General features: G+C 72.5%; 9 protein-coding genes. 8 read left to right on the top strand and 1 reads right to left on the bottom strand.

What is annotated here, in order from left to right; all coding sequences use genetic code 11:
* Positions 1-108: 108 nt before the first annotated feature.
* Together K3N28_RS08730 and hrpB are read left to right on the top strand one after the other, a co-directional pair.
* Positions 109-1,701 (top strand): serine/threonine protein kinase, encoded by a 1,593-nt coding sequence (locus K3N28_RS08730; protein WP_228092107.1) that lies wholly within the window; start codon positions 109-111, stop codon positions 1,699-1,701.
* 254 nt (positions 1,702-1,955) lie between these two features.
* On the top strand, positions 1,956-4,631 hold the full coding sequence (gene hrpB, locus K3N28_RS08725; RefSeq protein ID WP_228092106.1) for an ATP-dependent helicase HrpB: 2,676 nt from the start codon (positions 1,956-1,958) through the stop codon (positions 4,629-4,631).
* A 32-nt stretch (positions 4,632-4,663) separates the two neighbouring features.
* On the opposite strand, the gene K3N28_RS08720 is transcribed toward hrpB, so the two are convergent.
* Positions 4,664-5,395, bottom strand: coding sequence for a M50 family metallopeptidase (locus K3N28_RS08720; RefSeq protein WP_228092105.1), 732 nt, complete (start codon positions 5,393-5,395; stop codon positions 4,664-4,666).
* Between the two features lie 105 nt (positions 5,396-5,500).
* Between K3N28_RS08720 and K3N28_RS08715 the strand changes: the two genes are divergently transcribed.
* From K3N28_RS08715 to K3N28_RS08690, 6 genes are all read left to right on the top strand, one after another.
* Complete coding sequence (locus K3N28_RS08715; RefSeq protein ID WP_228092104.1) at positions 5,501-5,956, top strand: hypothetical protein; 456 nt, start codon at positions 5,501-5,503, stop codon at positions 5,954-5,956.
* Positions 5,957-6,182: 226 nt separating this feature from the next.
* Positions 6,183-7,628 carry a glycoside hydrolase family 16 protein gene (locus K3N28_RS08710; RefSeq protein WP_228092103.1) on the top strand — a complete coding sequence of 482 codons (1,446 nt, stop codon included), beginning with the start codon at positions 6,183-6,185 and terminating at the stop codon, positions 7,626-7,628.
* A gap of 184 nt (positions 7,629-7,812) precedes the next feature.
* Positions 7,813-9,078 carry an ABC transporter substrate-binding protein gene (locus tag K3N28_RS08705; protein ID WP_228092102.1) on the top strand — a complete coding sequence of 422 codons (1,266 nt, stop codon included), beginning with the start codon at positions 7,813-7,815 and terminating at the stop codon, positions 9,076-9,078.
* A gap of 78 nt (positions 9,079-9,156) precedes the next feature.
* Positions 9,157-10,131: a carbohydrate ABC transporter permease gene (locus tag K3N28_RS08700; RefSeq protein WP_228092101.1), complete on the top strand. Its 975-nt coding sequence runs from the start codon at positions 9,157-9,159 to the stop codon at positions 10,129-10,131.
* Complete coding sequence (locus K3N28_RS08695; RefSeq protein ID WP_228092100.1) at positions 10,128-11,054, top strand: carbohydrate ABC transporter permease; 927 nt, start codon at positions 10,128-10,130, stop codon at positions 11,052-11,054. The genes K3N28_RS08700 and K3N28_RS08695 overlap by 4 nt, the downstream gene beginning before the upstream one ends.
* Positions 11,055-11,070: 16 nt before the next feature.
* A complete protein-coding gene (locus K3N28_RS08690; protein WP_228092099.1) occupies positions 11,071-12,108 on the top strand; it encodes a LacI family DNA-binding transcriptional regulator in 1,038 nt (345 codons plus the stop codon).
* Positions 12,109-12,193 lie beyond the last annotated feature (85 nt).

Here is a 12,193-nt window from a genome sequence, read left to right as displayed (position 1 = left end):
GCGTCGTTCTCCCTTCGTCCAGGCCGGACGCCTTGGGGTGCGCTCGCGCTGTCCTACTAAGCTCTTCCTCGTCCCCTGCTCCCCGAAAAATGTGAAGCGAGGCCGAGGGTGGAACCCGGGAACCTGATCGCTGGCCGCTATCGCCTTGAACAGCGCCTCGCCGCGGGCGGCATGGGCGCGGTGTGGCGCGGCACCGACACCCGGCTCAACCGTGCCGTCGCCATCAAGCTCCTCCACGCGGGGCTGTCCGGCAACGACCGGTTCCGGGCCCGCTTCCACCAGGAGGCCCAGGCCGTCGCCGCCCTCCAGTCCCCCGGCATCGTCGCGCTCTACGACTACGGCGAGGAGCACGCGCCGGAAGGCCTCGTGTCCTACCTCATCATGGAGCTCGTGCGCGGCCAGGCGCTCGACAACGTGCTGCGCGAGCGGGGTCGCCTCTCCCCCACCGAGACCTTGAAGATCCTGGCGTCGGCCGCCGAGGCGCTCGACGTGGCCCACCAGGCCCACATCATCCACCGCGACATCAAGCCGGGGAACCTGCTCGTCGGGTCCGACGGGACCGTCAAGATCGTCGACTTCGGCATCGCCGCGGCCAAGGGCGGGGCCGGACTGACCGAGACCGGCACTGTCATGGGCACCCTCGCCTACGCCTCGCCCGAGCAGCTCCAGGGCGCGCAGCTGACCGGCGCGACCGACCTGTACTCGCTCGGCATCGTCGGCTACGAATGCCTCGCCGGACGGCCGCCGTTCGCCGGCAACGAGCCGACCGCCGCGATCGCCGGGCACCTCACCGGCCAGCCCGCGCCGCTGCCGCCGGACGTTCCGGGACCCGTCGCTCAGATCATCATGCGCTGCCTGGCGAAGGACCCCCGCCAGCGCTTCGCGTCGGCGGCCGAGTTCGCACGGGTCTGCCGTGCGGGCGGCATGGGCGGCGGAACCACTGCGATCCTCTCCCCCGGCTCGCCGCCGCACCAGTCGCCGCAGGCGACCCGGGCGATGTCCCCCGCGGCGGCCCCGGCGATGGGGGCCGGGATCGTGGCGGCGCAGACGACCGTCCAGCCGATCCACCAAGGCGAATTCGGCGACGTCTCGGGCGCCGGCCAGTTCGGCGGCGGCGCCTCGGAGCGCCCGCTGCCCCCGCCGCGCGAGGCCGAGAAGCCCAAGCGGAACCCGACCGGCCCGATCCTCGTGGTCGTGGCGGGTATCGCGGTGCTGCTGATCGCGCTGATCGCGATGAAGCCGTGGGATCCCTCCGGCGACGGGGAGGACGTGAACGCGGGCAGCAGTACCGCGGCGACTTCGGAGGCGGCCGAGGAGGCCACAGAAGCCGAAGCGGAGACGACCGGCGAGGACGACTCCGAAGAGGACAACGACTCGAACGGCGACAACCAGAACAACGACAACAACGACGAGGAGTCCGACGAGGACGCGGCGACGACCTCGGCGGCGCCGCAGTTCGTGGACCTCGACGACTATGTCGGCCAGGACGTCAACGACGCCATGGCAGCGCTCGAAGAGGACGGGTTCACCAACGTCTCCGCGAGCCCGACCGCGCCTGACGGCACGGAGCGCGACACCTGCGAGATCCTGTCCCAGAGCCCCGAAGGCGGCCACGAGGTCGGCTACGACACCGCGATCCAGCTCTCCTACGTGGCCAACGACGACGCCTGCCCGGACGGCGATCAGAGCACCCAGGGCTGAGCCGCCCCGAACGGTCAGACCCCCCGCGCACTGCTGATCCGGGGGTGCCGACGAGCGCCCGAAATGCCGGGAACCGCCGTTCGCCTTCGCCCACGGCCGCCGACCCGGCCGCGGCGCGCCTGGAGGTCGCACCCGCGAGGCACTGTTGATTCGGGGGATCCCGCGGATGCCCGAACTGCCGCGAACCGCCGTTCGCCTTCACGCCCGCCCCGGCCAGCGCCCGGGGCGGTTCGCGTTCGGCGAGAATGGTCGGCATGCCGCAACCGCCCGCGCTGCCCGAACTGCCGATCCTCGATGCGCTTCCCGCGCTCCTCGAAGCCGTCGAGCGCACCGGGACCGCCGTGCTCGCCGCCCCGCCCGGCACCGGCAAGACCACTCTCGCGCCGCTGGCCCTCGCGGGCCTCGTCCCCGCCGGCGCCGCCGCGTCGCATGCGGCGCCGCAGCGGCGGGTGCTCGTAGCCGAACCCCGCCGCCTCGCCACCCGAGCCGCCGCGACGCGCATGGCCGCGATCCTCGGGGAGCGCGTGGGCGAGCGGGTCGGCTACCAGATCAGGGGCGAATCGCGCCGGTCGGCCGCCACCCGCGTCGAGGTCGTGACCACCGGGGTCCTGCTCAACCGGCTCCTCGCCGACCCCGAGCTCCCCGGCGTCGACCTCGTCGTGCTCGACGAATGCCATGAGCGGCACCTCGAGACCGACACCGCGTGCGCCTTCCTCGCCGAGACCCGCCAGGTCCTGCGCCCCGACCTCGCCCTGGTCGCCGCCTCGGCCACCGTCGACATCGGACTCTGGACCGCGCTCCTCGCGGGTGAGGACGGGCCCGCGCCCGCCGTCAGCTCCGAACCGATGCGCCATCCCGTCCAGATGCACTGGGCGCCGAGCAGCGAGCGCGTCAGCGCCCCCGACGGGATGCGAGTCGATCCCCGCTTCCTCGCCCATGTCGCCCACGTCGTCGAACGGGCGCTCGACGACGGCGACGGCGACGCGTTGGTCTTCCTGCCCGGGGCCGCCGAGATCCGGCGCGTCGCCGAACGGCTGGCTCACCTCCAGACGGAAAACCTCGGATTCGATATATATCAATTGCACGGATCGATTGCCTCGTCCGAGCAGGACCGCGCCCTCGCCCCCGCCGACCGCGACCCGGCACGGCGGGGCGGCCGCCGCAAGGTCGTGCTCGCCACCGACATCGCCGAATCGAGCCTCACCGTGCCCGGCGTGCGCATCGTCGTCGACGCCGGCCTCGCCCGCCGCCCGCTCGTCGACCACGCCCGCGGCCTGCCCGGCCTGACCACCGCCTACGCCTCCCGCGCCTCCGCCGACCAGCGGGCCGGCCGCGCCGGACGCGAAGGCCCCGGCGCGGTCTGGCGCTGCTGGAGCGAAGCCGAGCACCTCCGCCGCGCCGCCCAGCCCGCCCCCGACATCGCCTGCTCCGACCTCACCGCCTTCCGCCTCCAGGCCGCCTGCTGGGGCACTCCGGTCGAGGACCTGGCGCTGCCGGGCCCGCCGCCGGCCGGAGCCCTCGAAGCCGCCGAAGCGACCCTCCGTTCCCTGGGCGCCCTCGACGCCGACGGCGCGGCCACCGCCCGAGGCCGGGCCCTGGCGAGGATGGGGCTCCACCCGCGGCTCGCCCGGGCGCTCATGGACGGCGCCGAGCGCGTCGGCACCGAGCAGGCCGCCGAAGTCGCCGCCCTGCTCGGCCTCGACCGCCGCGGCAAAGGCGACGACCTCCTCGCGCAATGGCGGCAGCTGCGGGCGACCCGCGACCGCCAGTGGCGGCGCGAGGTCGAGCGGCTCACCCGCGGACTCGCGTCCGCGCGCCAAGCGCATCGCGATGCGGGCGAAAGCCCGGGGCCGGAGCCCGCACCTCCCCCCGGCCCCCGTATCGACGCCGCGCCCCGCCGCCGGGTCAGCGACGACGAGGCCGCCGCCACCGTGATCGCGCTGGCCTTCCCCGAACGGGTCGCCAAGCGCCGGCAGGGCGCCGCGTTCACCCCGGTCCGAGGACAGTCCGGAACGACCGGCCGGCCCGGCGGGGCGACGGGCACCGACCAGTGGCGCACCGTCGCCGGGACCGGCGCGGTCGTCGCCGCGGGCTCGTCCCTCGCGGGCAGCGCCTGGCTCGCCATCGCCGAGGCCGACCGCTCCCCCGGCCGCGCCGCCGCCCTCATCCGCGCGGCCGTCCCCATCGACGGGGAGCTCGCCTGCGAACTGGTCGGCGACTCGATCGGCGAACGCGTCGCATGGGACCCCGAGCGCCGCGACGTGACCGCGCGAACGGTCCGGTCGCTCGGCGCGATCGAGGTCGCGTCGAAACCGCTGCGCCGAGCGGACCCCGCGCTCGTGACCGCGGCCCTCGCCGAAGGGCTGCGCATCGAAGGCCTCGGCCTCCTGCACTGGACGGAGGAGACGCGGCGGCTGCGCGAGCGCATGGCCTTCTGCCACCGCCGGATCGGCGAGCCGTGGCCGGACGTGTCCGACGCGGCCCTCGCCGGCGGCACCGACTGGCTCGAACCGTGGTGGTCGCGGGCGCGGCGTCGATCGGATGTGGAGCGGATCCCGGTCGGGCAGGCGCTGCGCAACCTCCTGCCGTGGCAGGCCCGCATCGACGAGGCCGCGCCCGAATCGCTCGCGGTGCCGAGCGGTCGCGAGGCCCGCGTCGACTACTCGGGAGAGACGCCGGTGCTGGCCGTCAAGCTCCAGGAGATGTTCGGCGCCGTCGACACCCCGCGCATCGCGGACGTCCCGGTGCTCCTGCACCTGCTCAGCCCCGCCGGGCGGCCGCTGGCGGTGACGGCCGACCTCAAGTCCTTCTGGGAGGGGCCGTACCAGGACGTGCGCAAGGAGATGCGCGGCCGCTACCCCAAGCACCCCTGGCCCGAGGACCCCTACTCGGTGGCCCCGACCGCCAGGACCAAACGGCGCCTGCGCTGAAGCGGGCCGTCGGCCGCTCCGGCCCGAGGCCGCTACGCGGCGCCCAGCCAGTCCTCGACCGGCAGCAGCATCCACGTCCCCCATCCGGCGGCGGCGATGGTCGCGAGCATGAACAGGAAGATCCAGCCGCCCGCCGGGAGGGCCGTGATCCCGCCGAGCTGGTCGGCGTCCGACTGCCCCGAGCCGCGCCCGCCGCGGCGGCGCGAACCCAGCTCCAGCACCGGCTTCACCGAACCGAACAGGAGCAGCCACGACCCGACGTAGGCCGCGACGGTCTGGACGATCGCGTTGCCGTACCAGGTCGCCGCGAAGACGCCCGCGCCGACCACGATGAGGGCCAGCGCGCCATACCAGTTGCGGATGAAGACGAGCATGACCGCCAGGAGCCCGAGCGTGATCCACAGGAGCAGGACGATGCGCCCGGCGCCGGTGAGGGCGGCCGCCATGAGGCCGAGCGCGGCGGGGAACGTGTACCCGGCGAAGAGGGTCATGGCCGCGCCGAAGCCGGTGGGCCGGCCGCGCGAGAAGGTCAGTCCCGAAGTGTCGGCGTGGAGGCGGATGCCGGTGAGGCGGCGGCGCATGAGGACCGCCATGAACGCGTGCCCGCCTTCGTGCGCGATGGTGACGAGTCCTCGGCTCCAGCGCCAGACGGGCGGGGAGAGGACGGCGACGGCCGCGGCGGCCAGGCAGGCGAGCATGACCCACAGGGGCGGGGCTTCCTGGGTCCGCGTGAGGGTGTCGAAGAGGGTCTCGAAGGGTTCCACTGGGCCTCGGCTAACGGGGTGAATCGGTCGCGCGGTGAAGGATGATCGTAGCCGCGCCCGTATGGTAGAGGGGGAAGAGGCACCTCCTCGTGGAAGGACGGCCCCATGGGCACCGACGACCGCCCCGATCCGCATCTGAGCTTCCTGGAGCTGACCGATCAGATCGTGGAGGACTTGGCGATGCACAACCTCAAGGCCCGCGAGAAGCTGCGGGAGGGCATCGCATGGCTGGAGGCCCGTCGGGACGGCGCGGACGAGGCGGAGAACGCCGACATCGAGATCCTGCTGGCGCAGTGCCATGACGCGCTCCAGCGCATGGAGTCGCTGCGGGGCGCCTACCAGGATGTTCGGGCGATCAACGCGGCGGCGCACGCCGAGCACGTGGAGTGGCTGGAGAAGCGGATGCTCGGCGGGACCGAGTCGCCCGAGGAGCTGCTGACGCGGCAGCACCGGTTGGAGCGGCTGCGGGAGGAGCGGCAGGCGCGGCTGGGCGATCTCCAGCGGCGGGCGGGCGAAGCGCAGCAGCCGCCGCAGACCGAGGACGACGAGGGCGCGCGGTGAGGTTCCCGCGACGCTGGAAGTGACCGTTCACCTTGAGCAGCAAAGGCTTACCGGGGGCACCGCGCCGCTCGGCCGATAACGGTTCGGCCACGACCCATTGACATGCGCCGATTCGTTCGGTACGAATGACACCTGGACCGAACGAGAGAGCGCTCTCTACACAGCGATCTGCGACCAGATCAAATGTGAGAGAGCGGTCTCTGACCCACTCGGCAAAGGAGCCGTCATGGCACAAGCGCAGACCTCCGAACCCATCAGACGACGGGCGCCCCGCCGTCGGCTCGCCCGCGCCCTCGCGGCCGTCACCGCCGGTGCGGCCGCGATCGCGACGGCGGGCCTCGCCCTCACCAACGCCGCCGCCCAAGAGCAGCCCGAGGCCTCGCAGGCCTGGGACCTGGTCTGGTCCGACGAGTTCAACGGGTCGGCCGGGCAGCAGCCCTCGACCGCGAACTGGATCTACGACATCGGGCACGGCTACCCCGGCGGCCCCGCGAACTGGGGCACCGGCGAGATCGCCTACCACACCGACGACCCCGCGAACGTCTCCATGGACGGCGCGGGCAACCTCGAGATCACCGCCCTGCGCGACGGCAACGGGCAGTGGACCGCCGCGCGCCTCGAGACCGTCAGGGCCGACTTCAAGCCGCCCGCCGACGGGACGCTGCGCATCGAGGGCCGCCTCCAGCTGCCGCAGGTCACCGGGGAGGCGGCGCTCGGCTACTGGCCCGCGTTCTGGGCCCTCGGCGAGCCCTTCCGCGGGAACTACTGGAACTGGCCGGGCGTCGGCGAGTTCGACATCATGGAGAACGTCAACGGCCAGAGCACCGTCCACGCCGTCCTCCACTGCGGCGTCGCCCCCGGCGGCCCCTGCAACGAGTTCAACGGACTCGGCGACACCACCGAGTGCGGCGGCTCCTGCCACGACGGCTTCCACACCTACTCCTTCGAGTGGGACGAGTCGGGAGCCTCGGGCCAGCTGCGCTGGTACGCCGACGGCCAGCTGTTCCACACCGTGAACGAGGGCGACCTGCCCGCCGACACGTGGGCGCAGATGACCGACCACGCCGGGTACTTCATCCTGCTGAACCTGGCGATGGGCGGGGCCTTCCCCGACGGCGTCGCGGGCCACGCGACCCCGACCGGCGCGACCCAGCCCGGGCACTCGATGCTCGTGGACTACGTGCGGGTGTACACCGCCGGCGGCTCCGGCGAGCCCACCGACCCGCCCACCACCGACGAGCCGACCGACCCGCCGACCACCGGCGACCCCGGCGGCCGGCGCGACGCCTACGCGGCGATCGAGGCGACCTCCTTCGACGGGTCCTCTTCGGGCCTGGCCTCCGGGTCGGGGGCGATCGGCCCGCTGGGCGACGGCGACTGGGTCCGCTTCGACGACGTGGACTTCGGTTCGAGCAGCCCGCTCGACTTCGTGGCCCGCGTGGCCTCAGGAGCCGGCGGCGGGGTCAGCGGCCTGGTCGAGGTCCGCATCGACTCGGCCACGGCGGACCCGATCGGTTCGTTCGCGATCGCGAACACCGGCGGCTGGACCTCCTGGCGCGACGTCCCCGGCAACGTCACCGCGGTGACCGGCGTCCACGACGTGTACCTGACGTTCACGTCGGGACAGCCGCAGGACTTCGTCTCGGTCGACCAGTTCCACTTCAGGAGATGATCCGACGCCGGTGGCGCATCACCGGCCATAGGCGACATGCCGGAGGCGAGAGGGCCTCCGGCATGTCGAACCCGGCGCGACTCGCCCCGGAGCAGAGAGCGCTCTCTGCCCCTCTCGCCACCCCTGCCACGACCCCCGCGGCCCGCCGCGGATCCCTCGCCCATTTTCCAAGGAGAAGCAACTGATGAACCCCAGACCCGCCCGCGCCCTCGCGGCCGCCACCGCGGCGGTGCTCGTCGCCACCGGAGCCGCCGCGTGCTCCGGGGAGGACGACGACGGCACGATCACCCTCAGCGTCGGCCTGTTCGGCGACTTCGGCTTCGGCCCGCTCTACGAGGAGTACTCGAAACTCCACCCGGAGATCAAGTTCGAGGAGCGCATCGCCGAGTTCGCCGACCACCACACCAACCTGACCACCCACCTCGCGACCGGCTCCGGCGCGGCCGACATCGAGGCCGTCGAGGTCGGGTACATCTCGCAGTACACGGCCCAGCCCGACCGCTTCCACAACCTGCTCGACCTCGGCGCCGAGGACCTCGAAGGCCAGTGGCTGGACTGGAAGTGGCAGCAGGCGCTCTCCTCCGACGGCGAGTCGCTCATCGGCCTCGGCACCGACGTCGGCGGCATGGCCATGTGCTACCGCCGCGACCTCTTCGAGGCCGCCGGACTCCCGGTCGAACGCGACGAGGTGTCGGCGCTGTGGGCCGAGTCCTGGGAGGACTACGTGAACGTCGGCCGGCAGTACACCGAGGCCACCGACGGGGCCTACTTCTTCGAATCCTCGGGGAACATGTTCCGCGCCATGGTCGAGCAGGCCGAAGACGGCGTCTACGACCGCGAGGACAACCTCATCGTCGAGTCCAACCCCGCGATCGGCGAGGCCTGGGACCTCACCGTCGAGGCGATCGAGGCGGGCATGTCGAACCGCCTGCAGGCCTGGACCCCCGAATGGAACGCCGGATTCAGCGAGGGCACCTTCGCGACCATCATCTGCCCGGCGTGGATGACGACGTACATCGAGACGAACGCGCCCGACGCGGCCGGGCTGTGGGACATCGCCACGGTCCCCGGCGGCGCCGGGAACATGGGCGGCTCGCACCTGGTGCTGCCCGCCCAGGGCGACCACGCCGAGGAGGCGTACGCGTTCATCGAATGGCTGACCGCGCCCGAGCAGCAGCTCAAGGTCTTCGAGTCGACCGGGAACTTCCCGTCCACGCCGGAGCTGTACGACGACGAGGCCCTCACCGGCATGACGAAGCCCTACTTCAACGACGCGCCCGTGGGGCAGATCTTCACCGCCGCCGCGCAGGCCGTGGAACCGCAGTACCAGGGCCCGCTCCAGGGCGACGTGCTCGCGACGATCGGCCAGGGCCTCGGCCGCATCGAGGACGGCAGCCAGACGCCCGAGGAGGCGTGGAGCCAGGTCCTGAGCGACCTCGAGTCGTTCTAGCCCCGGGCCGGCCGGGCGGCCCTCCCTCGCCCGGCCGGCCCCTCCCGCCCCGTTCCGCCGATCCGTGAAAGCGATCCGATGACCCTCGCCGACAAGGGGACCGCCGCGCCCACCGCCCGGTCCTCCCCCGCCCGCCAGCGTCGCCTGCACCAGCGCTACCGCCTCGACCTCAAAGCCTCGCCGTACCTGTACATCGCCCCGTTCTTCATCCTGTTCGCCGGGTTCGGGCTCTTCCCGCTCGCCTACACGGCGTGGGTGTCCACCCACGACTGGAGCCTGCTGTCGGACGATCACGTCTTCGTCGGCTTCGGGAACTACGAGGCGCTCCTGAGCGACCCGTACTTCTGGAACGCCCTGGGCAACACGCTGTCCATCCTGGTGCTCGCCACCGCCCCGCAGCTGCTGGCCGCGCTGCTGCTCGCCCACCTGCTCACGATGCGGCTGCGCGGGCAGACGTTCTGGCGCATGGGGATGCTGCTGCCGAACGTCGCCTCCGTGGTGGCCGTCGCGGTCATCTTCAGCCAGCTGTTCGGCCGCGACTTCGGGCTCGTGAACTGGGTGCTGGATTCGCTCGGGGCCGGGCGGATCGACTGGCAGACCGGCAGTGCCACGTCGCATGTCGCCATCGCGGTGATGGTGGCGTGGAAGTGGACCGGCTACAACGCGCTCATCTACCTGGCCGCCATGCAGGCCGTGCCCAAGGAGGTCTACGAGGCGGCGCACCTGGACGGCGCCTCGCGGCTCCAGCAGCTGTTCCACGTCACGGTGCCGATGATCCGGCCCACGATCGTGTTCACCGTGATCGTCTCGACGATCTACGGGCTGCAGATCTTCGCCGAGCCGCAGCTGTTCGGCGGGGGCGGCGCGAACGGCGTCACCGGCGGCGCCTCGCGCCAGTTCCAGACGCTCACGCTCTACCTGTACGAGCACGGCTTCAACCGCGGCTTCGAGTTCGGATACGCCTCGGCGGTGGCCTGGACGATGTTCGCCGTGATCGTCCTCATCGCCCTCCTCAACTACCTGTTCATCCGCCGCATCAGGAGCGCCCAATGACCCTCCAGGACCTCGACACCGCCCCCGCCGACTCCCGGCGGTCGGACCGCACAGCCTTGCCGGGCCGGTCCGACCGCCGGGCCCGGGCCCGGCTGCGGCTCATGCGGGAACAGCCCGGCCGGCTCGTGTACCTGACGCTCGTGGCGGTGCTGTTCTTCTCCGGCTTCCCGCTGTACTACAGCTTCGTGGTCGCCTCGCGCGACAATTCGGCGCTGGCGCAGGTCCCCCCGCCGGTGCTGCCGGGCGCGAACCTGGTCGAGAACGTCGAACGGGTCTTCGCGACGGTGCCGTTCGGGACGGCCCTGGTGAACTCGGTGATCGTGAGCGCCACGGTGACCGCCTCGGTGGTGTTCTTCTCGACGCTCGCCGGGTTCGCGTTCGCGAAGCTGGCGTTCCGGGGCGCGAGGGTCCTGCTGGTGGCCGTGATCGCGACGATGATGGTGCCGGTGCAGCTGGGCGTGATCCCCCTGTACATGCTCATGATCGAGCTGGAGTGGACGGACACGCTGTGGGCGGTCATCGCACCGGGCCTGGTGAACGCGTTCGGGGTGTTCTTCATGACGCAGTACCTGCGCGGGGCGCTGCCGGGCTCGCTCATCGAGTCGGCGCGCATGGACGGGGCCTCGACGTTCCGGATCTTCTGGCAGATCGTCCTGCCCGTCGCCCGGCCCGCGGCCGTGGTGCTCGGCGTGCTCACGTTCCTAACGGCGTGGAACGACTACTTCTGGCCGCTCATCGTGCTCTCCAGCCCGGAGCGGTACACGGTGCAGGTGGCGCTGTCGACGCTCAGCGGCGGCTACGTCACCGACCAGTCGTTGGTGCTGACCGGGACGATGCTGGCTACGCTTCCTCTGCTGGCGGTGTTCGCGCTCTTGGGCAAGTACATGATCAGCGGGATCATGCAGGGCGCGGTCAAAGGCTGAGACGGAGGCGGACGGGATGCGGCGAGCGGTTGCGGGGCAGGGGACGGCGCGGAGTCCCCGCCAGGGCAGGCCCACATTGGAGGAGGTCGCCGAGCGGGCGGGCGTGTCGCGCGCGACGGTCTCGCGGGTCGTGAACGGGCAGACCACGGTGGCCGAGGACCTGCGGCGGGCCGTGGAGGCGGCGGCGGCCGAGCTCGGCTACGTGCCGCACGCGGCGGCGCGGTCGCTGGTGACGCACCGGACCGACTCGGTGGCGCTGATCCTGCCCGAGTCGCCGAACCGGGTCTTCTCGGACGACCAGTTCTTCCCCAGCGTCATCCGCGGCGTCGCGGGCGAACTCGACGCCGCCGGGAAGCTCCTGGTGCTGCTGACGACCGGTTCGGCCGAGGCGCGGTCGCGGGCCGAGCGGTACGCGGTCGGCGGACACGTGGACGGGGTCATGTTCGCCTCGCTGCACGACGCGGACCTGCTGCCGGAGCTGATGCTGCGGCGCGGGGTGCCGGTGGTGTGCAACGGGCTGCCGCATCTGTCGGCGCCGTGCATCGACGTCGACCACGAGAGCGGCGTCGAGGCGGCGGTGCGGTACCTGCTCGCGCAGGGCCGCCGGCGGATCGCGACGGTGGCGGGGCCGCAGGACATGGTGGCCGGGCGAACGCGCCTGGACGCGTACCGGCAGACGCTGGCCGAGGCGGACCGGAGGGCGATCATCGCGGTCGGGGACTTCACGGCCGAGTCCGGGCATGCGGGGATGCGCCAGCTGCTGGCGGACGAGCCGGAGATCGACGCGGTGTTCGTGGCCTCGGACCTCATGGCGCACGGCGCGCTGCAGGCGCTGCGGGAGGCGGGCCGACGCGTGCCCGAGGACGTGGCGGTGGTCGGCTTCGACGACATCGCCCTGGCGTCGTACTGCGACCCGCCGCTGACGACCGTGCGGCAGCCGATCGCGGAAATAGGCCGCAGCATGGCCCGGACCATGCTGCGGCTCTTGGACGGTCTGGAGGTCGAACCGTTGACGATTCTCCCCACGGAGTTGGTGGTGCGCGAATCCGCCTAGGGCGCGCCGGACCAGTCGCCTGGCCCGCCGCGCCGAAGATCGGATGCCGGGTGCCGGTCCCGGGCGGGTTCACGCCTGAGCAGGC

The sequence above is a fragment of the Glycomyces sp. TRM65418 genome (genome assembly GCF_019710475.1).
Classification (GTDB): domain Bacteria; phylum Actinomycetota; class Actinomycetes; order Mycobacteriales; family Micromonosporaceae; genus Glycomyces.
The sequence above is the reverse complement of the archived record's forward strand: the minus strand, read 5'-3'. Positions and strand labels throughout refer to the sequence as shown.

Excerpts from the sequence above, each read along its gene's own strand:
- K3N28_RS08710 (WP_228092103.1), top strand. The coding sequence starts at position 6,183 with ATGGCACAAGCGCAGACCTCCGAACCCATCAGACGACGGGCGCCCCGC.
- K3N28_RS08705 (WP_228092102.1), top strand. The coding sequence starts at position 7,813 with ATGAACCCCAGACCCGCCCGCGCCCTCGCGGCCGCCACCGCGGCGGTG.
- K3N28_RS08700 (WP_228092101.1), top strand. The coding sequence starts at position 9,157 with ATGACCCTCGCCGACAAGGGGACCGCCGCGCCCACCGCCCGGTCCTCC.
- K3N28_RS08690 (WP_228092099.1), top strand. The coding sequence starts at position 11,071 with ATGCGGCGAGCGGTTGCGGGGCAGGGGACGGCGCGGAGTCCCCGCCAG.
- K3N28_RS08695 (WP_228092100.1), top strand. The coding sequence starts at position 10,128 with ATGACCCTCCAGGACCTCGACACCGCCCCCGCCGACTCCCGGCGGTCG.
- hrpB (WP_228092106.1), top strand. The coding sequence starts at position 1,956 with ATGCCGCAACCGCCCGCGCTGCCCGAACTGCCGATCCTCGATGCGCTT.
- K3N28_RS08715 (WP_228092104.1), top strand. The coding sequence starts at position 5,501 with ATGGGCACCGACGACCGCCCCGATCCGCATCTGAGCTTCCTGGAGCTG.